The sequence below is a fragment of the Eubacterium sp. An3 genome (genome assembly GCF_002159465.1).
GTDB classification, from domain to species: Bacteria; Bacillota; Clostridia; order Lachnospirales; family Lachnospiraceae; genus Anaerobutyricum; species Anaerobutyricum stercoris.
Genome location: NZ_NFIR01000015.1, coordinates 31,972 through 55,719, shown reverse-complemented (window position 1 = coordinate 55,719; position 23,748 = coordinate 31,972). Strand labels below are relative to the sequence as shown.

Genomic DNA, 23,748 nt, shown 5'->3' with positions numbered 1-23,748 from the left:
CATTTTTCCGCATACTAATAAGAAGAAAATAAAAACTCGTGGTGTATCTTTATGAAGGAAGATTCCTCATATGCAGAAGAGGCTAAGAGCAGAAAATCATGCGGTACGCCGGCGAAAGAGTCCGCGCTTTTATTTCTGGACGTCCTCTGTACATACTTTGAAGAGGAGCAGATTCTTGACAAAGAGCAGATAAAGCTTTTTCGAAAACAGTGGATGGCGGAGGAAATGTAAGGGGATGGCAGTGGAAAACGTTTATAGAGCAATTTTATATGAAATATACTGCACTGGAATATATTTCTCAGAAAAATTTATTGACATCTGCACATTTCTCAGGTACAATTCTCACATCAAGATAATTTGATGTGAGGTGAGGCGATGGATACGATTCATCAGGAACATGCAAAGATATTCAAGGCTCTCTGTGATGCAAAACGTCTTGCGATACTGGAGCAGCTGCGCAGCGGCGAGAAATGTGCCTGTAAGCTTCAGGAGCCTCTGGATCTGACACAATCAGGATTGTCCTATCATATGAAGATACTCTGTGATTCCGGCATTGTGGTCAGCCGTCAGGAAGGGAAGTGGACGCATTATCGTCTGAGCACATCCGGCAGAGATTATGCGTTGGAACTGCTGAAAAAGCTGACGACCCCGGATACAGTCTGGAATGAGTGTGACGATAAGGAGAAATGAACGTCATCTGTAATCAGATGGCGTTTCCTTTAAACTAATACATCAAAAAAACTTGATGTGATATTCTTGAGAAAGTGAGGAAACTACATGGGAATATGGCAGTTTATTCAGGAACAGATTCTTGGGATGAAATGGATGAATGAGGTGATTGGATTTGGGCTTTCTGCCCTGGGTCTTGACGTGAGCGGACGGATTGGAGGCAGCATACAGTTTTTCTTGTATGATGTGGTAAAAATTACCATACTGCTCTGTTTTCTGATTTTTGTTATCTCTTATATTCAGAGTTTTTTCCCGCCGGAACGGAGTAAACGGATTCTTGGGAGGTTTCACGGTATCCGGGCAAATATCATCTCTGCTTTGCTGGGAACGGTGACGCCTTTTTGCTCCTGCTCATCAATTCCGCTGTTTATCGGTTTTACCAGTGCAGGGCTGCCATTGGGCGTAACATTTTCCTTTTTGATCTCCTCCCCTATGGTGGACCTGGGAAGCCTTGTACTGCTCATGAGCATTTTCGGAACGAAAGTGGCTCTTGTCTACGTCCTTCTCGGACTGGTGATCGCGGTGGCGGGAGGCATGATCATTGAGAAAATGCACATGGAAAAATATGTAGAAAGCTTTGTGTTGTCCGCTGGCAGCGTAGATATAGAATCTCCGGATCTGACGGTACGGGAGCGTCTGATTTATGCCAAAGAGCAGATGGCAGAAACATTTAAAAAGGTATTTCCGTACATCCTTCTCGGCGTCGGTATAGGCGCGGTCATCCATAACTGGATACCGGAAAGCTGGGTGGAAACAGTATTGGGGAATCGTAATCCGTTCGGCGTGATCATCGCAACCATCGTGGGAATCCCCATGTATGCAGACATTTTTGGGACGATTCCGGTGGCGGAAGCATTACTCGCCAAAGGAGCGCAGCTTGGTACGGTGCTGTCCTTTATGATGGCGGTCACCACCTTGTCACTGCCTTCAATGATCATGCTCCGAAAAGCGGTGAAGCCAAAGCTGTTGGGGCTGTTTATCGCCATTTGTGCAGTTGGCATCATAGTTGTGGGATATCTGTTCAATGCAGTGCAATATATGTTGATATAGCATGTGCTTAGATAAGATAAAATGTATCGGAAGATATACTGATGAAGGTTGAATATTGAATCGGGAGGTTTTTACAATGAAACTATTTGGAGGAAAAACAAAACAGAAAACCGGAAATTGCTGCGGCGATGGATGTACGCCGGAAACCATGCAGCAGGCAGAGACAAAGAAAAACAGTTCCGGAATCAAGGTGCTTGGCGGCGGCTGTGCCAAATGCCATGAGCTGGAGAATGCAGTAAAAGAAGCATTGGCGGAACTGGAAATGGACACCTCTGTCGAAATGGTAACAGATTTTGCGCAGATTGCCGCATACGGAGTGATGACGACTCCTGCTCTGGTGATTGACGGCAAAGTCGTATCCTACGGCAAAGTATTGAAAAAAGAGGAAGCAAAAGACATAATACAGAAGGCGAGGGGCTGAAAATGAAGAAAAAAACAAAAGTCGCATTTATCTGCGTCCACAATTCCTGCCGAAGCCAGATTGCGGAGGCACTGGGAAAACATCTCGCGTCCGATGTATTTGAGAGCTATTCTGCGGGAACAGAGACGAAACCGCAAATCAACCAGGACGCAGTACGTCTTATGAAACAGCTCTATGACATTGACATGGAAAAAACGCAGCGCAGCAAGCTACTATCGGAGATTCCTCCGGTCGACATAGTCATTACCATGGGCTGCAACGTGGAATGCCCGTTTCTTCCATGCAAACACAGAGAAGACTGGGGACTGGAAGACCCCACCGGAAGCAGCGACGAGGTATTTTTACAGGTGATCAAAGCGATTGAGGGAAAGGTACTGGAGCTGAAGGAGAGGGTTAGGAAAGGGTAGAAAATAACATTTCTGCATATATTTTCATATATAAGAATGACTTCATATGTCCTGATGAGGTGAAAAATATGCCGGAAAATCAAAAACGTGCTGTCATTTACTGCCGTGTCAGCACGCAGGAACAGGCGCAGCGGGATGCACTGGCTGTGCAGGTGGAAGAAGCCCAAAATGCGGTAAAGAGCAATGAATGGGTGCTTGTTGACCAGTATATCGAGATGGAGAGCGGGACAACGAAGCATGGTCGCTCAGAATACATGCGGTTGCTTGACGACATAAAGGATAAAAATAAATTTGATATTATCGTCATCAAATCCCTGGATCGCCTGAATCGTTCGGCCAAAAACTGGTATCTGTTTGTGGAGGAGCTTGTCAACAATGACAAGCTCCTTTACATATACATGGACAGAGCGTTTTATAAAACCGACGATCGCCTTATCTCCGGAGTGAAGGCGATCCTGGCGGAACAATATTCCAGAGATTTGAGCAGCAAAATCAATAATGCGCACGAGTACCGGCAGAAAAACGGTACAACGGTTCTGATCAATAATAATACCTATGGATATGTCAAGAATCCGGATAAATCTGTGTCCATTCATCCTGAGGAAGCGAAAATGATACGAAAGATTTACCGGCTGGCGGCGCAAGGCTGCGGTTCCCGCACGATCAGTAAGATTTTATATCAGGACGGCATCCGGAACCGCAATGGCAATCAGCTGGAGGAGTCCAGCATCCGGAGAATTATCAAAAATCCGCTCTTTAAAGGCGTCGTTGTCATGAATAAGCGGCACTTTGACTTTGAAAAAAAGAAAGAAATAAAGAATCCGGAATCGGAGTGGATTTATCATCAGGGGCTTGTACCTGCCATTGTGGAGAAGGAATTGTGGGAAAAGGCCAATAAGATGCTTAAATTATCGGCAGCGCAGGTAAAGGGCGCCGGCCGGCAGAAAAAACACAGAGAACTCTATGATTTCTCCGGTAAGCTGATCTGTGGAGAGTGCGGAGCTCCCTACTATAAAACCTTCCGCCGGCAGTATGCTAATCCGGAGCATGTCATCGTGGAATGGAGATGTTCTTCTTATTTAAAACATGGGCGGAAGAAACAAGAGGTGGCAGAAGGGAAGAATCAATCTAAAGAATGGGGGGCTGATGAACAGAAGCTGCGCCGCGGTCAGATTACCGGCTGTGACAATATCCATTTAAAGCAGGAAGGGCTGGAGCGCATGATGCGGGAGCTGTCCGGACAGTTGTTTGCATGGCAGGATGAAGAAAATATGATCCGTCGCATTATCAAAATACTTTCTGAGGTGCTTCTCACGGGAGAGACACATTTGAAAAAAGAGGAAGTGGGGAAGAATCTTATGGCTGTCAGGAACCGGAAGAGCCGGTTACTTGATCTGCTGCTTGATAACACCATCTCAAAGCGGGGGTATAAAAGCAAGCAAAAAGAACTGGAGCAGGAAGAACAGCGTTGGACAGAGCGGCTGGAGAGGATGGATGTGGAGGAAGAAAAAATCCGGCAGACGAAGGAACGTCTGGTGGGAATTGAGCAAAAACTCCGGGCCGATGGCTGCGAAAAGATTCAGGCAGGGTTGCTCATGCAGGTCATGGACCACATCCGGGTTTTTGAAGACCGGCTGGAGATAAAACTGAATCCGGTGGCTTTGCCTGGGGTGGCATCTGTCCATGGATGGATCATGCAGAAGCCGGGGGTCTTACAGAAAGATTACTTGCAGGAGTATCTCATAGAAGTGCCTACAGCCCGCTACTTCTCCGATACCCGCATTATCAAAAAGAAGAAAAAAGAAAGTATCCCAGATATCCTCAGAAAAGAGCCGTTTCTCACCAATAAAGAACTGGCAAAACGTCTGGATGTTACGTTTTCTACCCTGCGCCGCTGGCTTGCTGATTACAAAAAGAAAGGTCAGATTTACTTTGATAAGACAGGAGGAAAAGGTCAGTGGAGAGTGAGGGAGTAAATGTCTTTTAGAAGAAATCATAATAAATACATTTTTGCCCTTTGTACTTTTGAGCATAATTATGTTATAATAATGTACAAAAAGGAGGTGCAGTATGCCACAGATTAGACCGATTACAGATCTTCGTAACACTAACGAGATATCAGATATTTGTCATGCCCGGCGTGAGCCCGTATTTATTACGAAAAATGGATATGGTGATTTGGTGGTGATGAGTATTGAAACCTATGAGGAAATGGTGGAAAATACAGCGATAGATACCGCAATTTCAGAAGCAGAGGCCGAATTCGAACAAGACGGGAAGCTTTATGATGCAAAGGAAGCGTTGAAGTCTTTAAGGAGGAAGCATTTTGGATAAATACAGCGTCAAATTGATGAGCCGAGCGTGAAAGATTTGGAGGGCATTTATAATTACATTGCCCATACGCTGTTGGAACCAGAGACGGCTTTGAACTTAGTGAATCGAATCGAGGATGCAATACTCTCGTTGGATACTATGCCATATCGTTGCCCAGAACGGAAACAAGGAGCTTATGCTAACCGGGGATACAGACAACTTTTTGTAGAGAATTATACAGTCGTCTTTCGGATTAACGAGGCTCAGAAGATGGTAATTGTGGTAACAGTTCGCTATTCCCCAAGTAAATTTTAAAAGAAATAATAGATAGTGAAAGAAGCAGTTTGGGAGATCAGGCTGCTTCTTCTGCTAAGGGAAAAGAGTTTTGATAAAAGAATCCTGATAATAAAAATTGCCTGATGCTGAAAATATGAGAATGGAATTATCGAAATATCAAGGCGTAAGGCTGTAATCACTTGACAGTTTTCTCACTCCTTTATATAATGAACAATGTTCATATTGAGGTGATGTAATGAATACAATCGTAACTTCAAAAGAAGAGATCTTAAAAATCAGCCGGGATATGATTCAGCAGCAGGGCTGGTCTGCGGTCAATATCCGTTCTGTTGCGGCTGCCTGCGGCGTGTCCGTGGGCTCAATCTACAATTATTTTGATTCCAAAGCGGAGTTGATGGGAGCTGTGGTGGAGAGTGTCTGGCATGAGATTTTTCACCGTCCAGAAGATGAGAGCATGTTTCAGGACACGCAAACCTGCATCGCATGGATATACGAACGGATGGAATATGGCTGCAAACAATACCCCGGATTTTTTACTCTTCATTCTCTGGGATTTATGCAGGAAGAGAAATCCGATGGAAAACGGAGGATGCAGCGGACCTGGCAGCACATTCTGGATGAATTATGTTCCGTCCTGAAGAGGGATACAAAGATCAGGGCAGATGCTTTTACAGAGCAGTTTACGGCGGAGACCTTTGCGGATGTTTTGTTTTCGTTGATGCTGTCTGCTTTGCTGCGGAAGGATTATAATCCGGGCGCAGTGCTGGAAATCATCCGGCGAACCCTCTATGAAAAAGCTGACTGAAATTATAAAAGCTGATTGGCTTTATAAAATTCCCGCTGAGATGTGGGAATTTTTTATCCCGGAAACTGAACAATGTTCAAAAAGGAGGTAGATTATGAAAGTAAAGCGCAATACCCTGCTGCTCCTCGCCTGTCTGGTGTGGAGCGCGGCGGGATTTAATATCCTTCGCATTGGTCTTCGGGTCGGCGGACTGGCGCCGGAGCGGTTCATCGCATTTTTTTATACCGGATTGGGAGCTTCGCTCTTGCTGGCCGGGCTGTTATTTGGCCGTAACTATGGCCGGGCAATATTTACGGCCGCAAAGTTTAAAATAGAGGAAAGGGAGAATAAATGATGCAAGCAATTGGAGAAACACTATTTGACGTTGTCTATTTGATTTCCGTCATTACAATCGGAATTTTAATGATCCGCGGCAGCAAAGGAAACCGTCAGTTCCGCTTGTTTGGATGGATGGCGGTGGTGCTGGGAGCGGGCGATGCCTTCCACCTTGTTCCACGCGCGCTGGCCCTCTGTACCACCGGGCTGGAGAATTACACTGTTCCGCTGGGCCTTGGAAAATGGATCACATCTGTAACAATGACGATTTTTTATGTGCTGCTCTACTATGTGTGGCGGCAGCGGTATAAGATTCAGGGAAAAGCCGGTCTTACCGCCATCGTGTACATCCTGGCCGGTATGAGAATCATCCTGTGCATGATGCCTCAGAACCAGTGGCTGAGCGCCGAAGCACCCCTTTCCTGGGGAATCTATCGTAATATTCCATTTGCACTGCTGGGGCTGGTGATAATCGTACTGTTTTACCGCAGCGCCAAAATTCATGAAGATAAGGCATTTCGCTGGATGTGGCTGACCATCGTGCTGAGCTTTGCGTTTTATATTCCGGTGGTACTGTGGGCGGATGCCATCCCGATGATCGGAATGTTGATGATTCCAAAAACATGCGCCTATGTGTGGACTGTGCTGATCGGGTATTTTGCCATGAAGCGGGAATGTCGGTGAGAAGATAAGAAAATGTCATGAATATATGGAGGCAGACATGAAAATAGTTGAGGTGAATGAACGGACTACGGATTTGATAAAGGGCCTGCTGGAAGTATGGGAAAATTCCGTGCGGGCTACCCACCTGTTTTTATCGGACAGTGAGATTCAGAGTATAAAAAAATATGTGCCGCAGGCCTTAAATGAAGTGTTACATTTGCTGATTGCAGAAGATGAATCGGGTCGGCCGGTTGCATTTATGGGAGTGGAGGCCGGTTCATTGGAAATGTTGTTTATCGCTCCTGAAGAAAGAGGAAAGGGGCTGGGAAAACGCCTGATTCAATATGGGATAAAAAATTACTCTGTGGAAAAACTGACCGTAAATGAACAGAATCCCCAGGCAAAGGGATTTTATGAACATATGGGATTTCAGGTTTACAAAAGAACAGATTTAGACGAGCAGGGCAATCCATACCCGCTTTTGTATATGAGGCGTCCGGTGATGCAGTAAAAAGGATTACCGGTCGCCGGCGGCAGCAGAAACTGAAAGAGCTGAAAGAAATGTACTGAAAAGGGAATAGAGGTTATAATCTGTTTTTATCTCCCCATTCGCACATGCCATCTAAAATAGGAATTAAAGATTTGCCCCGCTCAGTCAGGCTATATTCTACTTTGGGCGGGATTTGCGGGTATTCTTCCCGGTGAACAAGCTGGTCGGCTTCCAGCTCTTTCAACGCTGAACTTAAAGTTTTATAGGAAATTGTGCCGATATATCTTTTCATTTCATTAAAGCGGACTACCCCAAACTCCATTAAAGTATACAATATTGTCATTTTATATTTCCCGCTGATCAATGACAGCGTGTAATTGAATCCGGTTGAACTGAGGCATTCGTTCGCGATACATCTTTCGCCCATTCTACACTCTCCTTTAGGTAAGTATATAACCTGATTGTAAGTATCGCACTTTAATGTGCGTACTTGTTTTTCGTTTCATTCTTGCTATGATTATAATGTCAGTACATGAAAAAGTCAATTTGACAGGAATGTGGGTTACATACTGATTTTAGGACGGATATATCATAACGATGTAATCGTTTATGAAAACGATAGGAGGTAAAATGTAATGAGCAAGAAAATCGTGGTGTTGAATGGAAGTCCAAGAAAGAATGGAAATACATCTATGCTGGTAAAAGCATTTACTGAAGGCGCGGAAAGTGCGGGGAATACTGTAACAGAGTTCTTCCTTGACAGTATGGAGATCCATGGCTGTAAAGGATGCTTCGGCGGACACAGCAGTAAAGAATGTCCTTGTGTACAAAAGGATGATATGGCGCAGATCTATCCGGCCATAAGAGAATGTGATGTGGTAATACTGGCTTCTCCGCTCTATTACTGGAATATGAGTGGTCAGATCAGAACAGCCGTTGACCGTTTATTTGCCTTGGAGGAAGGCGATGGCAACCTTCTCAGAGGACATGACAGGGCGTCCGCTCTGCTGATGGCAGCAGAAGGGCAGGGATTCGAGGACGTACTTACCTATTATGATCATCTGATGGAACATTTGCATTGGAAGAATCTCGGTCATGTTCTTGCCGGCGGGAATATGAATGTAGGAGATATTAAAGATAAGCCGGAAATTCAGCAGGCGTATGAACTGGGAAAATCAATCCAGTAAATGGCGGCATTTTATTAGAAAATTATCAGAAAATCTTATGAGGGCAGCAGAAATGACATCTGCTGCCCGTCCAGACTGTAGACATGTGTAAAAGGGCATGTCTTTCTTTTTTGCGGCCGGAAATATTCACCTATCCAGCAAATCGGCAATCTCAGAGAAATTGATATATAAGTCATCGTAAATATTGACCTTAATCGTTGAATCGAAAGTATATGGTACACTCAGAACATTTGCCTCAAAGAAGTACACAGTCACAGCTTTCCGCTTCGGGTCAATAATCCAGTATTCTCTTACTCCGTACTTCTTATAATAATATAACTTGCGAATGTAATCGTCTGTCGGATTACCCGGCGAGACAATTTCAATAATAAAATCCGGAGCGCCGTTGCAACGCTTTCCATCCAGTTTTTCTTTGTCACAGACAACCATAATATCCGGCTGAACGATGGTCAGCGGTTTGTCGGAGAGCTTTACGTCAAAAGGCGCAGGAAATACCCGGCACTTGTCTCCTTTGGATTTCAGATAAGCGCGGATGGAAACAAGAAGTTCTGTGAGAACGGTTTAGTGAGTCTGGGATGGAATTATGCAGTCACATGCCATACCGTCAAAAACTTCAATTCTGATATCTTCGGGAAGCTTTTCGTACTGTTCTAAAGTGATAATTTTCGGTGGTGTCTGTAAGCCTGGCATGAGATACACTTCCTTTCACGAGTAATTAAATGAATCTTAGTTGAGTATATTTAAGTTGGTTAAAATGAGTGCCAGATTTGCAGTTTTTGATTGTAGTCTATAGTAATTTGAGAGAAGATTCAATAGTCTGTTTAATCGTATCTTTTTATTTTTTCAATCTTTATCATCTGAATTTTATTTTCAGGAAATATTAAAGAATTTCGAGTTAGGAAGATGCCATCATATTTGTTGGCTATGTTTGTTGATGTCTTTGTTGTTATGTGACAAGAGAACAGATGTGTGCAGATTATGTTGAACTTTGTGTAGGGGATTGCTTTTTTAAAATTTGGCTTGACTTTTTTCATCTATTGTATTATAGTAAAAATATAAAAACAATAAAAAAGATAAAAATAAAAAGTGTTTTCTGGCCAGCGAGTCGGCAAAGGAAATACCCGGCACGGGTCTCCTTTGGTTTTCAGATTTAGTGACAGAGCGAAACAAAACATTCCCTCTTTTTTTCGTAAATGTGGTACAATACATAATAACAATAAAAAATCTCGTTTTTAAAACTTTTTATATTGATTCTTTCATATTGTTTTTGTAAAAATTCAAAGAAAGGGATAATAAATGCAGACATCATTTGCTCATAGTATTGAGGATGATCCACAAAAACGACAACTGGACGAACAGTGCAAGATTGTACTGTCCCACAAGCCGCTCCTTGCCCGTATACTGAAAAGGACAGTAGAAGAAGTGGCAGATATGGAGATTGACGAAATAATTGCTTCCATTGAGGGAAGCCCTTCTATTGGAAACGTCCCTTTCCTGGAAGGAGAGGAACGGATTGAAGGCAGTAATACAGAGTCAACATCCAGGAATGAAGGAACTATATATTACGACATTCGTTTTTATATCCTTGTCAACGAAGGAAAAACAAAAATTTTGTTTGATGTGGAGGCACAGAAAAACTATTACCCTGGTTATAAAATCGTGACAAGAGGGCTTGTTTACTGCGCCAGGATGATTTCCTCACAGATTAATCAGGAATTTGACCTGAAACATTACGATAATTTGAAAAAAGTTTATTCCATCTGGATCTGCTTCAATCCGCCAGATTATATCGGCAATGCCATTAGTCGGTACCATATCCAAAAAGAAGACCTTCTTACTGGTATCCCGGATGAGAAGGAGGCATATGATAAACTAGAAGTTGTCATGATTTGCCTGAGGGAGGACATGGATCAAAAAGATGACAAACTTATCGGGCTGCTGAATACGGTGTTTTCATCGGAAAAATCAAAAGAGGAGATTAAGGAAGAGCTGTCAGGCCAATACGGAATTCCAATGGAAGACGGTTTTGGGAAGGAGGTTGATTTGATGTGCAACTTATCAGAGATGTATGAAGAGCGTGGTATGGAGCGTGGCATGGAAATTGGAGAGCTCGTCGGAAAAATCATGATGTGTAAAGAGTTTGGTTTTTCTGATGAAGAAACAGCAGAAAAATTAAATATCTCTGTGAAGACACTAAGAGAGACATTGAAGAAAAGGGATCTTCAATTACAGAGATAACAAAGAGAAAAAGGGTACGGTTAGCGCCGTATCCTTTTTTTAATGATAAAATAATTAAGAGATACTGCTTATAAAGTAATAGGCCAATAATTCCAAAGTTATGATATAATTTTATTACATTTTGTGTTCAAAAGCGAGGTGGCGAGGAAGAAAAGATATTTCAGCGAAGAAACGATAAAAGAATTAATCTTGCAGAGAAAAGAGGGATGGATGAAATGATGTGAGAAAAAAGATTGATTTCCTGTATGATGGCAATGATAGTCGTGCTCACTATGGTTCTTTCTGTGCCTGGACTGAAGATAGAAGCAGCGGATACGGAAATTACTTATGCGGTTACCGGAGGAAATATAACGTTTGATATGTCCACGGGAACCATTACGGACTGTGATGAGAGTGTCACGGAGGCAGTTATTCCGGATACCATTGGAGGAGTTTTAGTGGAGGAAGTGGGAATCAGAGCATTTGGAAGTTGTATCAATTTGAGCAGTGTAGAGCTGCCGGATAGCGTGACAGTGATAGAAGCTTTTGCATTTGACAATTGCGGCAGTTTGAATAGTGTGAAGATGCCGAAAAATTTGGAAAAAATAGAGAGCTGGGCATTTTGGGGCTGTGGCAATCTGAGCAGCATAGAGATTCCGGATAAAACAAGAAAAATAGGGGAAGAAGCATTTCAAAATTGCGCTGGTTTGGACAATATAGAGATTCCGGCAAGCGTGATAAGCATTGGAAATAGTGCGTTTGGATATTGCAGCGGTCTGCGCAGCATAAAGGTAGATAAAAATAATACGGCGTATTCCTCGGAAGATGGCGTGTTATTTGATAAAGAAAAAACCACGTTACTTTGTTATCCCATTGGGAAAAAGCAGACCGTGTATGAGATTCCAGAGGGTGTAACCAAGATAGAAGATACGGCTTTTAGTAACTGCGCCAGTTTGAGAGGGGTAGGAATTCCGAAAAGTGTGACGGGGATAGATGATTATGCATTTCATATGTGTGACAGTTTGACAGATGTCTATTATGGCGGCAGTAAAGAGGCGTGGGAAAATATTAGGATCAAAGATTATAATGCTGTTTTAGAAACCGCTGTCATTCATTATAACAGTACTTGTCCGGATGACGTTCCGCTGCCACCGCTGCCATCCGGTAATACTACCGTAACCGGCGATAACACCGAAGAAAACGACATGGAGCTGACGGTCGGCGGTGATGTGGAGTTTGAGGTTCCAGATGATATTCCGCTGATCGGCGGCGGAGAGGTCTCGCTGGATTTTGGAGAAATCCCGGTGCAGTTTGAACGGGAAGGAAATGAGTTCCGGCTTGGCGTGGGAGTCGATAGTTTAGAGGATCTGGATGAAAATGGATGGGCAACCTTTAAAAAGTTCATAGAGACGCAGAAAGAATCTTATAGAAAAGGATGCAAGGCACTTTTATCCAGTAAACACGGAACGGCTTCCATGGGAATGAAGGTGAAGCCGGATATCAGTTTCTTTGCTTATGCGGAAGGCACGATTACAGAAGATGGAATCCAGTCTTTTGGCGGAAAGTCTTTCATAGAGATTAAAGCGAAAGCGGAGCAGAAATGGCAGACAGTGGTTGTTGTCGTTCCGGTTGTGGTGAAGTTCTCGGGAGAAGCCGGCGTGGCTGTGACAACTTCTCTTGGACTGGATTTGGCCAACAGCAGTGTATATAGTTCAGGAGAAGTAGAATTGACGCTGCCAAAGCTGAAATTGTCCGGCGGCGTCGGCGTTGCCTATATTGCGGATGTGTCCGTATATGGTTCCGGAAAAAATGTTTTGACAGCCGAGATGGAAGCGCCGGGAAATGGCGCTCCGAAGGGAAAATTCACCGGTACGCTGTCAGGAGAACTTGGTGTCAGCGCCACTGCATTGTGCTTTTCCTATGAGAAAGCGTTGCTGGAGGGTGATTGGGAATATTATTCATCAGAGAATGCAAAAGTCAGATCAAAAAGTGCCCCATATAGCTTGCCTGATGAAGGCCAGTGGGAGATAAAGCGGACAGATAGTTCCGCCTGGAACGGAAAGATGTCTTCTCAGAAGAAAAGCAGGGCGAAAGCGGCAAACACTGACGGTGTGGAAGCAACTTCAGAATCAGCGGTGCAGGTCCTGCAATCGGATATATATGCCAGTGCGAAACCGACACTATTGCAGACAGACAGTGGGAAAAAGGTATTGATTTATACGGCGGATCTTTCAGGCAGAACCACAGGAAATCATACGGCAGTGGTCTATTCCATATATGATGAGAATATGGCATCGTGGTCTGATCCGATACAGGTGGAAAACGACGGAACTGCTGATTTTGATGCAGTGGCGGCTGTGGATGGAGAAAATATCTATATTGCCTGGGCTGACGCAAAGAGAACCTTTACAGAGACGGAAGATGAGCCACAAACTGAGAATTCCATGAAAGAAATGGCAGGTGCCTGCGAGATTACTGTGGCAAGATTGAATCTGGAGGAAACCGCTGCAGGAAATGTGACCATTTATCAGGTAACGGATAATGACTACGCGGATTTGAAACCGGCTGTTACGGTAAATAACCATGTCCCATACATTTCGTGGTATGAAAACCAAAACAATGATATTTTGGAAGGAACAGGTACGAACATTGTTCATGTGGCAGCTTTGGAGGGAGATGCCTTTGTATCGCGGGCATCTCAAGAGGTAAATGCTCCTGTACAGTCAGTGGCAATAGGCTCTATGAGGAATAATATAATGGCGGCGTGGGAATGTTCTTTCGGAACAGAAGAAAATTTGGAGACTTCCATCTCGGTGATGGATATGCAGGGAACGGTGACGGAAGTGGCCAGTCGTTCGCAGAATCAAAAGCCATCGTTTGCCCGGATCAATGAACAAAATGTTCTTCTTTGGTATGCCGAAGATGCCGATGGCGCAGCTTCTTTACAATATGCGGACGTTCCCGGTGGGGAGATTCATACATATTTGGAAGATGCAGTGATTACTTCCGATTATAACGTGATAGAGGGAAATGATTGTGAGCTGGTTGTATGCGCATCCAATAAACCTGAAGAAGACACGGATGGAAGTAACCTTTATGCCTATGTGATGAGAAACGGTCAGATCAGTGAGCCGGTAACTGTGACAAATGTGAAAGGCTATGCGGCGAATCCGTCGGGCATCTGGAATGAAACAGATTTTGAATTTTTATTTACCAGGACAGATGCTGCCTTCAACGGTGAACTGGGCATGGAGACAACGACAGATCTGTGCATTTCTTCTGTCCTCCCTCAGAGTAAACTGGAGATGGGAGCGATAGAATATACCGAGGAAGATATGATGCCGGGAGATACTGCAGTGCTGACGGTTCCGGTGACCAATGATGGTTTGGAAAGCACAGGTACAAATGACAAAGTGCAGATTGCATGTGGAACAGAAGTGATCGGAGAAGCTGTATTGAATCAGAAAATGGAACCGGGACAGACGGAACAGGTAGAAATTACTGCTGATATGCCTGAGAATTTACCGGAAAATGCAGAGTTAACGGTGCAGACTATTTCTGAGGCAGGTGGAATCGATGATACACAGCAGATCACAGCGGGGGGTGCGGAACTGAACCTGACTGTAGAACAGCCGGACATGGATACATTTTCTGTGATTGTTTCCAATACGAGCGGTTATGATACCACAGCTTCCTTATCAATAAAAAATGAAACAGGTGAGCCTATCAAAACAGAAGAGTTGGATAAAATTGCCGCTGGCGAGCAGGCAACCCGGGACTTTACAAGAGAAGAACTGGCAGCTTTGGGCAGTGATACCCTTGAGATTGAGGTTACGAATGAAAAACAGGATATGCTGCCGTTTAACAATACCGCTTCCGTTTATGTGGGAGAAGACACTTTGAAAACTCTGGATCATCTGGTGGCTTCGAAGACGAAAGTAGAGTATAAAAAAGGTGAGGTTTTGAATCTGAATGATCTGCAAATAAGAGCCGTGTATACAGATGGAAGCGAAGCGATCGTTACGGATTACACCACAAATGTATCGGATATCGATATGACGGTTCCGGGAGAAAAGGAGCTGGTCATCACTTACGAGGAGGTTTACCGGACAAGAAAGGTAAATATGCCGATTACCGTGATGAATGTTTCCGAGGATAAGCCGGAAGAACCAGACACTCCGGGAAGCGGGCCTCAGACAGAACCGGATAAGGGAAATAATCAGACAATTCCGGGAGCTTCTTCGGGACAAAATACTGTGCAGACTGACAAAACGTACAGACCAGTAAAGATTAGTGCCATGAGTCTTTCTGGTCCTTCCAATAAAATCGCCGCGGGTAAACGTATCAAGCTGACTGCCAACATCTTCCCGGTAAATGCATCCGATCAGCGCTTGATCTGGTCTTCCAGCAATCCGAAGGTGGCAACCGTCAATCAATCCGGCATAGTGACCATGAAGAAAAAGACCGGCGGTAAATCTGTCATTATTACCGCGAGAGCTGCCGATGGCAGCGGAACTACAGCCGCTTTCCGTATCAAATCCATGAAAGGCGTTGTGAAGAAAGTGACTATAGCGGGAGCTAAGAAGCGGACGGTGAAAGCGGGACAAAAACTGAAGCTGAAAGCGAAAGTGACGGCCGCCAAAGGCGCCAACAAGAAACTGATCTGGACCAGCAGCAATACGAAATATGCCACCGTATCCGCGTCCGGCAAGGTGAAGACAAAGAAGCCTGGAAAAGGCAAAAAAGTAAAGATCACGGCCATGGCGACGGATGGAAGCAACAAGAAGATGACAGTGACCATTAAAATAAAATAAATAAGTGGGAACGGAAACTGATTTTATTGATAATTAAAAAGATGGCGCTTGATATGTTTGTATCGGGCGCCGTCTTTCAGCTTCCTCGATAAAATATATATAGAATTAAAAATTGCTGGATTTTTTTGCAGAACAAAATGAACTACATAGGAGACCAAATGAATACCTCAACTCTCAAAACAGAAAGACTGATTTTAAGAAAATTTGAAAAAAGTGATCTGAAAGCACTCTATGAGATTTACAGCGATAAAGAAGCCAATACATTTCTGCCGTGGTTTCCGATGAAAACGATGGAAGAAGCCAGGATGTTTTATGAAAAGCATCTGTTCAGACAGTATGAGAAGGAAAGCGCCTATAATTATGCAGTATGTCTGAAAGAAGATAATGTGCCCGTTGGCTATGTCAATGTCGGTATGGAGGACAGTTTTGACTTTGGATATGGACTGCGCAGAGAGTTCTGGCATCATGGTATCATCACAGAAGCCTGCGAAGCAGTGATCGAACAGCTCAAAAAGGACGGGATTCCGTATATTACTGCCACGCATGATGTAAAGAATCCAAGAAGCGGTAATGTGATGAAAAAACTGGGGATGAAATACCAATATTCTTATGAAGAATTGTGGCAGCCAAAAAATGTGCTGGTCACTTTTCGCATGTATCAGTTAAATCTTGATGGACAAAAAGACAGAGTTTATAAGAAATATTGGGAGGAATCCACTGTACATTTTGTGGAAGAAGAATAAAGCGGGCAGAGATATTTCTGAGAGATAGCTGATCTCTTCAATTCTTTTAAAAACTTTCAGAAAAAGCAGCGGCAGAGGCAAAATCAAAAATTTTCATCCTCATTTCTTAATTCTTCTACAAGTGCCATAATATCATCTTCTGAGGTTAGTCCGGTACGTTCTGCTTCCCCGGCCATGTCCTGCTGGAGTATTTGCATCGCATAAACGGCAGAATTAACAATGCGAACATTACTTCCTTCAACGATAAAAGTCACTCTGTCGCCACTTGACACGCCAAGAACTTCACGAACATCTTTTGGGATAGTAATTTGACCTTTTGACATAACCTTAGCGTTGTCTACAAATGTGTTTGTTACCATGATGTTATACCACCTTTCTAAAAAAGTAGGGAAATCCCTACTTTTATTATATGCAGGAAAGGAAAAAAATCAATAAAAATTCTATAACATTGTGTTACAATTTCTAATAAAGTCAAAATTGAAAATATAGGAGGGAACTGCGGTGTGGAAAGATACTCTTTACCCATTGGTATCTCCAGCTTTGATAAGATAAGAAAAAATAGCTACTATTATATAGATAAAACGTGCTGACCGAAATTCTGTCAAATATTTTGTTTGATACGATCAGTTACCATGACTATCAGGAAAGTTTTTATCATGCCTTTCTGGCCGGCCTGTTTTCCGGTGCAGGCTATATTGTGGAATCCAATTATGAACATGGGCTGGGCGTTCCGATGTGGTGATCAAGTATCGAAAACACCGCCGGGCAATCTTGTTTGAAGTCAAACATGCCGCCGAGGAAACTATGCTGGAGAGAAACAGGGAAGTAATCAACATACTTCCCTGTTTCTTTTTCCCGATTTCTTTTTCCATCCAGGAATAATTCTTCTTATCCGGTGGCATTTTATATTTGGAGGAGAAATTGTATTATGTTTTAATAATTTTGGCCGGCCCGGTAGTCGAAATTCCTGGATACGGTCAATCAGGAATGAAGAAATAATAACTGTAAAAACAGAAAAAACCAATTTGGAAAAATGGATGTATGTGAGTGAAAGTCCCAATACTACAAAATCTGTAAACAGATAAGCTCGTGATAACCGGCAGTGTGTGATCCTGGAAATTGTGAGAGCTAATGCATCGTCGCCGCCGCTCGAACCTCCTTGCCGAATAATGATTCCAACGCCAAGCCCGACAAAGATACCTCCGCTTATGGCGGCCAGTAAAGGGTAAGCGGACAGATCAGGAAGCATGGGTGGAAACAGTTCCCATAAAGAATAAAATGCCGATACACTAAAGGTGGAAAGAACAGACATAATAATGAATTTTCCGCCCAGATATTTAAAAGCCAGCAGGTAGCAGATGATATCAAGCACCGGCGTAATATAGGCTGGTGAAATGCCGAGCCAATGTTCTGTCAGAAGCATGAGTCCGATGATGCCTCCCTCTGTGATATCGGCACGCTGATGGATATTGTGTATTCCAAAAGAACAGATAGCTGCGCCGAGAATAATAAACAGCAGTTTTTTCCAGGGGATTCTGCGAATGATTGCCGTGGTTATTGTTGGTTGTTTTTTATCAGACATATATATCCACTCCTTGTTTTTTTGTAATCTGGAAACAGGATAAAGCATATAGTAACTATAATGTCAATAGAAAAAAGAGAAAATTTTTTTGACTGGTAAAATCTGATAATAATATTTGAAATAAGTATTGACCTTATACTAACTATATCGTTTATGCTATTTACAGAAGGTAATTGATAATCTTCAGAAACAGATTTATTTGTGTTAGAAAGGCAGGCGATTCATTTATGATTAATCTTGAAAAAATTCGTGTGGTACAGTATGGATGCGGAAAAATGAGCAAGTACATTTTGCGCTATCTGTTTGAAAAGGGCGCGGAAATCGTGGGAGCAATTGATACCAACCCTGAGATTGTGGGTATGGACGTCGGCGATTATGCAGGATTGGGTGTGAAGCTGAATGTTCCGATTCGGTCGGATGCTGACGCGGTGCTTGATGAATGTGATGCGGATATTGCCGTTGTGACATTGTTCAGTTTTATGAATGATGTGCTGCCGCATTTTGAACGCTGCCTCTCCCGTGGCATTAATGTGGTCACCACCTGCGAGGAAGCAATCTATCCGTGGACGACCGCGGCCTCCATTACCAATCGTCTGGATAAGCTGGCTAAGGAAAATAACTGCACTATCACCGGCACTGGGATGCAGGACATTTACTGGATCAATATGATCGGAGCTGTGGCGGGCGGCGTACACAGCATCAAAAAAATAGAAGGAGCCGTCAGCTATAATGTGGAAGATTACGGTCTTGCGCTGGCTAAAGCCCACGGGGTGGGTCTGACACCGGAAGAGTTTGAGACGCAGCTGGCTCATCCGGAAACGGTGGAGCCGGCCTATGTCTGGAATTCCAATGAGGCTCTGGCAAATAAACTGGGACTGACTATCAAATCCATCAGCCAGAAATGTGTACCGTATTTTTATGATACCGACCTTTGGTGTGAGACCACCGGCGAGACCATCAAAAAAGGCAATTGTATCGGTATGAGCGCTGTGGTCACCACGGAAACGTTTCAGGGAATTACGATTGAAACCCAGTGCATCGGCAAAGTTTACGGGCCGGACGATGGAGACATGTGCGATTGGAAGATTATCGGAGAGCCGGATACAGAATTTCACGTGGTAAAACCTGCGACGCCGGAACACACCTGCGCCACACTGGTGAATCGGATTCCTACTATTTTAAATGCACCGGCGGGATATATCACAGCGGAGAAACTTGAGGATGTGGAGTATCTTACATGGCCGATGCACATGTATCTGGAATAAGAAAAAAATCCGTAACAAAAAGCAGACAGGGAGCATATCATTTTCAGGCTTCCTGCCTGTTCTTTTTTTCGGGCCGTCTTTGCGGAGTAGAACTATTTGCGAATCCTGTTACCTTTGCAGAGTGGCGTTAATTTATGCATCAGGCTGTCGGATATAAAACATAATTTTGGTGATGTATTCGTTTTCATCATAAGTCGTTATATAGTCGTTAATACAGAATTCATAAGAATCCGATACGATCTGCAGGTCATTCGCCTGACAGTAATCAAGAATCTTCTGATAAGAACGTCCGATGGATAAATAATCCCCAACGTGATAGATACTGACACATTTTCCGGCGGGAAGATATTTGATGTTGCAGGTCTGCTCCGTTGCTTCTATGGGAAGAAAAGCAAAGGTGGATTCGGTGAAACGTCCTTCCATGATATGCTGGTAAGGGACAACCACACCACATTGAAAAAAGATGGGTAGATTTTTCTGAAAAGAATCGGCGAAACACTGCTTCGTTGCGATGCTGATCTCCCGCATACTGTAAGGAGGCTCCACTGCGTGAAGTAAAATGTACTGCGCCTTTACATTTTCCAGGATAACTGTGTTTTCTTTTTCACGGTATATTTTTGCATTTTCCATCTGCGTGCAGCGATGCTGCAGCCGGCTGCGAATCAGACGAAGTTCCTCGATCTGACGGTCGATGGCGGTCAACTGTTTTCCAAGCGCAGACAGGCTGCTGTCGATGGTATAACTCTGCATATGCTCCCGTATTTCTTTCAGGGAGAACCCGCTTTTCTTCATAATCAGGATGGTGTCCAGATAGTCAATCTGTTTAGAGCTGTAATAACGATAACCGTTATTCGGGTCCACATAGGCAGGCTTGAACAAACCGATTTTATCGTAAAAAATCAAAGTTTGCTTTGATATATTCTGATATTTTGACAACTCGCCGATTGAAAATAGATTATCCATAATACCTCCTTAGTATGTGAACGATGGAATGTACTTCTATCGTCACACAGTTTTGCGAAGCAATAAGTCAGCTTTTATAACGAGATGATAGTGTTGGTAGCAGAACCCTGGACTGTTGCAGCAGTCAGCCAGTATATGTTTTTTCATTATATCAGATGGTTATGAGGGGTTCAAATAAAACTCTACTAATGCTCATTTTATCATTTCTCTCCCTAAATTGTCTCACCTCAACACCTGCGACCCATAAATAATCAGATACCCCAGTCCCTGTTTTGCTGCCAGGAACTCTCCGATGACCACGCCGATCAGGCAGAGGCCGATATCTACCTTTAGGATGCTCAGGATGGAAGGAAGATTGAGCGGCAGGATCACCTTGGTGAGGCAGTCGATGCGGCTGCCGTGGAGTGTTTTTATGAGCTTGATTTTGTCCGGGTCCGTGGATATGAAGCTTGTATACAGGTTCAGGATACTGCCGAAGACTGCCAGGGATATGGCGGTGATGATGATGGTCTTCATGTTGTTGCCGAGCCACACGATGAAGATGGGCGCCATGGCGGATTTCGGCAGGCTGTTCAGGATGACGAAGTACGGCTCCAGAATCTCGCTGAAGGTCTGGTTCCACCAGAGCAACACGGCGATGAGGATGGTGAAGACCACCACCAGGAGGAAACTTCCGAAGGTCTCCGCCAGGGTGATGCCGATGTGCCCCAGAAGGTTTCCGTCGTGATAAAGCTCCGCAGCGCTTTTGATCATCCGGGATGGACTGCTGAAGATAAAGGAGTTCAGCAGTCCGACGTCGGAGCAGATCTCCCAGGCAGCAATAATAAATACAAGAAGAAACACCTGAATAAACAGTACCAGACGACGGTGCTGTTTTATTTTTTTCATATAAAGGGTCTGGGCCGGGCTTGCCGCGAGGACGCCGGTTGTCTCAATTCGGGTGGAATCTGGCACCGTCGGGGCGGCCGCTTTCGCTCTCTCATCCCGCAGTCCCTGGGATAATTTATGAAATGCTCTCATCAGATTTCAGCTCCTTCCATATCTGGTCAAAATATTTCTGAAATTTCGGGTGCAGTCTCGCTTTCTGCGGGGAAGGCCGGTGTTTCGTCTCAAAGTCGATGGTGACAATGGAGCGGATAGAGCCTGGACGTTTTCCGAGAATGATGATGCGGTCAGCTATACTGATGGCTTCCGACAGGTCGTGAGTGACCAAAAGAGCCGTAACTTTTTGTTCCCGGATGATATTTACGATATCGCTGGATACGTCCAGGCGGGTCTGGTAGTCAAGGGCGCTGAACGGTTCGTCAAGAAGAAGAAAGGACGGGTGCCCTGCCAGGGTGCGGATGAGCGCCGCCCGCTGGCGCATGCCGCCGGAGAGCTCATGGGGATGGGCGTCGGCGAAGTCGGCAATATCATACTGTTCCATGAGGGAGCGGACATACGCAATGTTTCCCGCTGTAAGCTGATGCTGAATTTCCAGTCCCAGGATAATGTTTTTGTAGATTGTTCTATATTCTAATAAATGGTCTTTCTGCAGCATGTATCCGATGGCGGGCGGACGCTCGCTGGATGGATAGACAAGGGAGCCCGTCTGCACAGGAATGAAGCCGGCGACCAGGTCGAGAAGCGTGGACTTGCCGCAGCCCGAAGGACCGACGATGGCTGCAAATTCGCCGGGAAAAAGGTCGAAATTTATATTGTGAAGAGCCTGTGTCTCGCCGTTTTTTGTGTGGTAGGCATGGGAGAGATTTTTGACAGACAAAAATATTTTTTTAGGTGGCAAAACGTCTCAATCCTTTCGTAAAGTGTTATAATTTAAAATATGCCAAAAAAATGTGATATTTACAAAAAATAAGATAAAGGAGAAGAATCATGAAGACTTACGCAAAAATAATATTGACTGTTATCGCCGGAGAAACTCTGATTAAACAGTATATTTCTGAAAAAGAGGAAGAAGGGAAAAAAGCGTGGACTTTGCCGGGAGGTATAGAGATTCGCCGCCTGGAAAACGGAGGGGCGGCCACGGGGCTATTCTCCGACCGGAAGAAGGAGATAAAAATGTGCAGCGGGGCGATTCTTGCCGTCTGCGGTCTGCTTCTGGCAAAGGAAGGAAGAAAACAGTCCATATCCGTAAAGGGGACGGGACTTGCGCTGCTGCTTGGAGGAGGTCTCTGTAACTTTGTGGACAGAGTCAAAAAGGGGACAGTAACGGACTATCTGCGTTTTACCAGATGTCCTGTATCCTGTGTCCGCAGGCTTGTTTTTAACATCAGTGATTTTTGTATTTTAATTGGTGGACTTCTCCTTTTTGTTTCTGAAAAATTCAGAATAAAAAGTTGAATATCCGGAACAATTTCTGAAAACATAAAATTGAGGATTGTTGGAAGTTGTTTGTAAAATTTGTGCAAAATATATAAGAAAAATGTCGTTTTTTGAAGAATAAAAAGATGGAAAAAACTTCCGGTGGACAACTTGAAAAAGTTGTCCACAGAAAAAAACGGAAAAAATCGGGATAAATTCAAGTTATCCACTGAGTTATCCACATTATCCACAATTTTTTCTGTGAACAGTGATTGTGGAAAGATTCGTCAAGATAAAACATTCGTTTTGTGTAATTCTTAATATTTACCAAAAAAATCCATAAATTATTTTCAGAGAAAATTTTTTGATATGGAAAAATTAATTATAATAAGTAAAAAATTCTGAAAATTATACTATTTGATTGCAACTCTTGTAAAAAGTTGGTATAATAAAACCGTAGAATAAAAAGAAGGAGTGTGATCCTATGCGTTACATTATTTATGGAAAGAACCTGGAGGTATCAGAAGGATTAAAACAGGCGATTAATGACAAATTCAGCAAATTGGACAAGTTTTTTACACCGGATACCGAGGTACAGATCACATTAAGTGTTCAGAGAGAAAATCAGACAGTGGAAGCAACAATCCCGATGAAAGGAACGATCCTGCGGGCAGAGCAGACGAGTACAGATATGTATGTTTCGATAGATATGGCGGTAGATGTTCTGGAGCGGATGATCCGCAAATATAAGACCAAGATATCCAGCCACGGCAAAGGAATCGGTACATTTACTGATGAATTCCTTGAGGAAGATGCGGATAATCATGAAACTATTACTATTACACGGAGCAAACGGTTTGCTATCAAGCCGATGGATGCAGAAGAGGCATGTATCCAGATGGAACTTCTGGGACACAGCTTTTATGTATTCCGCAACGCCGAGACCTTCGAGGTAAATGTGGTGTATAAGCGGAAAGATAAGACTTACGGACTGATCGAGCCAGAGTTCTAATCGAGATGCATGACAGATATAGTTATCGACACTAGGCGGGGACGCAGACAGCGTTCCCGCTTCTTTTGTAAAATCTATATATAGCCGAACCCCGCCAATAGTAAGAATATTTAAAGATTTCCCGGCTTGAAATGCAGGTTTATCAATGTTACAATATACTGCGTATGCTTAAAA

General features: G+C 43.7%; 26 protein-coding genes and 1 pseudogene. 20 read left to right on the top strand and 7 right to left on the bottom strand.

From position 1 onward, the window contains the following. Positions 1 to 51: 51 nt before the first annotated feature. The 12 genes from B5F87_RS12465 to B5F87_RS12410 all read left to right on the top strand — a co-directional run bounded on the left by B5F87_RS12465 (position 52) and on the right by B5F87_RS12410 (position 7,511). The gene (locus B5F87_RS12465; protein ID WP_087281522.1) at positions 52 to 231 is read left to right on the top strand and encodes a hypothetical protein; all 180 of its coding nucleotides are present in this window, start codon (positions 52 to 54) and stop codon (positions 229 to 231) included. A 144-nt stretch (positions 232 to 375) separates the two neighbouring features. Beyond that, positions 376 to 690 carry a metalloregulator ArsR/SmtB family transcription factor gene (locus B5F87_RS12460; RefSeq protein WP_087281520.1) on the top strand — a complete coding sequence of 105 codons (315 nt, stop codon included), beginning with the start codon at positions 376 to 378 and terminating at the stop codon, positions 688 to 690. Between the two features lie 87 nt (positions 691 to 777). After that, complete coding sequence (locus B5F87_RS12455) at positions 778 to 1,779, top strand: permease (protein WP_087281518.1); 1,002 nt, start codon at positions 778 to 780, stop codon at positions 1,777 to 1,779. A gap of 76 nt (positions 1,780 to 1,855) precedes the next feature. Further along, positions 1,856 to 2,200: a thioredoxin family protein gene (locus B5F87_RS12450; RefSeq protein ID WP_087281516.1), complete on the top strand. Its 345-nt coding sequence runs from the start codon at positions 1,856 to 1,858 to the stop codon at positions 2,198 to 2,200. Between the two features lie 2 nt (positions 2,201 to 2,202). After that, positions 2,203 to 2,607, top strand: coding sequence for an arsenate reductase ArsC (locus tag B5F87_RS12445; protein WP_087281514.1), 405 nt, complete (start codon positions 2,203 to 2,205; stop codon positions 2,605 to 2,607). A 68-nt stretch (positions 2,608 to 2,675) separates the two neighbouring features. After that, positions 2,676 to 4,583 carry a recombinase family protein gene (locus B5F87_RS12440; RefSeq protein ID WP_087281512.1) on the top strand — a complete coding sequence of 636 codons (1,908 nt, stop codon included), beginning with the start codon at positions 2,676 to 2,678 and terminating at the stop codon, positions 4,581 to 4,583. Positions 4,584 to 4,677: 94 nt separating this feature from the next. Then, positions 4,678 to 4,941: a type II toxin-antitoxin system Phd/YefM family antitoxin gene (locus B5F87_RS12435; protein ID WP_087281510.1), complete on the top strand. Its 264-nt coding sequence runs from the start codon at positions 4,678 to 4,680 to the stop codon at positions 4,939 to 4,941. A 27-nt stretch (positions 4,942 to 4,968) separates the two neighbouring features. Further along, positions 4,969 to 5,235 (top strand): type II toxin-antitoxin system RelE/ParE family toxin, encoded by a 267-nt coding sequence (locus B5F87_RS12430; RefSeq protein ID WP_343215763.1) that lies wholly within the window; start codon positions 4,969 to 4,971, stop codon positions 5,233 to 5,235. Positions 5,236 to 5,452: 217 nt separating this feature from the next. After that, a complete protein-coding gene (locus B5F87_RS12425) occupies positions 5,453 to 6,022 on the top strand; it encodes a TetR/AcrR family transcriptional regulator (RefSeq protein ID WP_087281506.1) in 570 nt (189 codons plus the stop codon). A 94-nt stretch (positions 6,023 to 6,116) separates the two neighbouring features. Beyond that, complete coding sequence (locus B5F87_RS12420) at positions 6,117 to 6,356, top strand: hypothetical protein (protein WP_087281504.1); 240 nt, start codon at positions 6,117 to 6,119, stop codon at positions 6,354 to 6,356. After that, the gene (locus tag B5F87_RS12415) at positions 6,356 to 7,021 is read left to right on the top strand and encodes a hypothetical protein (protein WP_087281502.1); all 666 of its coding nucleotides are present in this window, start codon (positions 6,356 to 6,358) and stop codon (positions 7,019 to 7,021) included. The genes B5F87_RS12420 and B5F87_RS12415 overlap by 1 nt, the downstream gene beginning before the upstream one ends. A gap of 37 nt (positions 7,022 to 7,058) precedes the next feature. After that, positions 7,059 to 7,511: a GNAT family N-acetyltransferase gene (locus B5F87_RS12410; protein ID WP_087281500.1), complete on the top strand. Its 453-nt coding sequence runs from the start codon at positions 7,059 to 7,061 to the stop codon at positions 7,509 to 7,511. A gap of 73 nt (positions 7,512 to 7,584) precedes the next feature. On the opposite strand, the gene B5F87_RS12405 is transcribed toward B5F87_RS12410, so the two are convergent. Then, positions 7,585 to 7,917: a helix-turn-helix domain-containing protein gene (locus tag B5F87_RS12405; RefSeq protein ID WP_087281498.1), complete on the bottom strand. Its 333-nt coding sequence runs from the start codon at positions 7,915 to 7,917 to the stop codon at positions 7,585 to 7,587. A 208-nt stretch (positions 7,918 to 8,125) separates the two neighbouring features. Between B5F87_RS12405 and B5F87_RS12400 the strand changes: the two genes are divergently transcribed. Further along, positions 8,126 to 8,677 carry a flavodoxin family protein gene (locus B5F87_RS12400; RefSeq protein WP_087281496.1) on the top strand — a complete coding sequence of 184 codons (552 nt, stop codon included), beginning with the start codon at positions 8,126 to 8,128 and terminating at the stop codon, positions 8,675 to 8,677. A gap of 126 nt (positions 8,678 to 8,803) precedes the next feature. Here B5F87_RS12400 and B5F87_RS12395 read toward each other — a convergent pair. Continuing rightward, a pseudogene (locus tag B5F87_RS12395) lies at positions 8,804 to 9,220 on the bottom strand (Uma2 family endonuclease); the annotation flags it as partial. Between the two features lie 753 nt (positions 9,221 to 9,973). Between B5F87_RS12395 and B5F87_RS12385 the strand changes: the two are divergent. From B5F87_RS12385 to B5F87_RS12375, 3 genes are all read left to right on the top strand, one after another. After that, a complete protein-coding gene (locus tag B5F87_RS12385; protein WP_087281493.1) occupies positions 9,974 to 10,915 on the top strand; it encodes a hypothetical protein in 942 nt (313 codons plus the stop codon). Positions 10,916 to 11,160: 245 nt separating this feature from the next. After that, on the top strand, positions 11,161 to 15,708 hold the full coding sequence (locus tag B5F87_RS12380; protein WP_143405251.1) for a leucine-rich repeat protein: 4,548 nt from the start codon (positions 11,161 to 11,163) through the stop codon (positions 15,706 to 15,708). A 158-nt stretch (positions 15,709 to 15,866) separates the two neighbouring features. After that, positions 15,867 to 16,451, top strand: coding sequence for a GNAT family N-acetyltransferase (locus tag B5F87_RS12375; protein WP_087281489.1), 585 nt, complete (start codon positions 15,867 to 15,869; stop codon positions 16,449 to 16,451). A gap of 83 nt (positions 16,452 to 16,534) precedes the next feature. Here B5F87_RS12375 and B5F87_RS12370 read toward each other — a convergent pair whose 3' ends face one another. Further along, the gene (locus B5F87_RS12370) at positions 16,535 to 16,810 is read right to left on the bottom strand and encodes an AbrB/MazE/SpoVT family DNA-binding domain-containing protein (RefSeq protein WP_087281487.1); all 276 of its coding nucleotides are present in this window, start codon (positions 16,808 to 16,810) and stop codon (positions 16,535 to 16,537) included. A gap of 224 nt (positions 16,811 to 17,034) precedes the next feature. On the opposite strand from B5F87_RS12370, the gene B5F87_RS12365 reads away from it, so the two are divergent. Next, positions 17,035 to 17,193 carry a hypothetical protein gene (locus tag B5F87_RS12365; protein ID WP_242964466.1) on the top strand — a complete coding sequence of 53 codons (159 nt, stop codon included), beginning with the start codon at positions 17,035 to 17,037 and terminating at the stop codon, positions 17,191 to 17,193. An 87-nt stretch (positions 17,194 to 17,280) separates the two neighbouring features. On the opposite strand, the gene B5F87_RS12360 is transcribed toward B5F87_RS12365, so the two are convergent. Next, the gene (locus B5F87_RS12360) at positions 17,281 to 18,033 is read right to left on the bottom strand and encodes a YitT family protein (RefSeq protein WP_087281485.1); all 753 of its coding nucleotides are present in this window, start codon (positions 18,031 to 18,033) and stop codon (positions 17,281 to 17,283) included. Between the two features lie 227 nt (positions 18,034 to 18,260). Between B5F87_RS12360 and B5F87_RS12355 the strand changes: the two genes are divergently transcribed. Continuing rightward, on the top strand, positions 18,261 to 19,298 hold the full coding sequence (locus tag B5F87_RS12355; RefSeq protein ID WP_087281483.1) for a dihydrodipicolinate reductase: 1,038 nt from the start codon (positions 18,261 to 18,263) through the stop codon (positions 19,296 to 19,298). 132 nt (positions 19,299 to 19,430) lie between these two features. Here B5F87_RS12355 and B5F87_RS12350 read toward each other — a convergent pair whose 3' ends face one another. The 3 genes from B5F87_RS12350 to B5F87_RS12340 form a co-directional block, all read right to left on the bottom strand. Continuing rightward, positions 19,431 to 20,261 (bottom strand): MerR family transcriptional regulator, encoded by an 831-nt coding sequence (locus B5F87_RS12350; protein ID WP_087281481.1) that lies wholly within the window; start codon positions 20,259 to 20,261, stop codon positions 19,431 to 19,433. A 222-nt stretch (positions 20,262 to 20,483) separates the two neighbouring features. After that, positions 20,484 to 21,281, bottom strand: a complete 798-nt coding sequence (locus B5F87_RS12345; RefSeq protein ID WP_242964465.1) for an ABC transporter permease — start codon at positions 21,279 to 21,281, stop codon at positions 20,484 to 20,486. After that, positions 21,265 to 22,044, bottom strand: coding sequence for an ABC transporter ATP-binding protein (locus B5F87_RS12340; protein ID WP_087281479.1), 780 nt, complete (start codon positions 22,042 to 22,044; stop codon positions 21,265 to 21,267). The genes B5F87_RS12345 and B5F87_RS12340 overlap by 17 nt, the downstream gene beginning before the upstream one ends. A gap of 89 nt (positions 22,045 to 22,133) precedes the next feature. On the opposite strand from B5F87_RS12340, the gene B5F87_RS12335 reads away from it, so the two are divergent. Continuing rightward, on the top strand, positions 22,134 to 22,601 hold the full coding sequence (locus tag B5F87_RS12335) for a signal peptidase II (RefSeq protein ID WP_087281477.1): 468 nt from the start codon (positions 22,134 to 22,136) through the stop codon (positions 22,599 to 22,601). 445 nt (positions 22,602 to 23,046) lie between these two features. Beyond that, complete coding sequence (gene raiA / locus B5F87_RS12330; RefSeq protein ID WP_087281475.1) at positions 23,047 to 23,574, top strand: ribosome-associated translation inhibitor RaiA; 528 nt, start codon at positions 23,047 to 23,049, stop codon at positions 23,572 to 23,574. Positions 23,575 to 23,748: the final 174 nt, after the last annotated feature.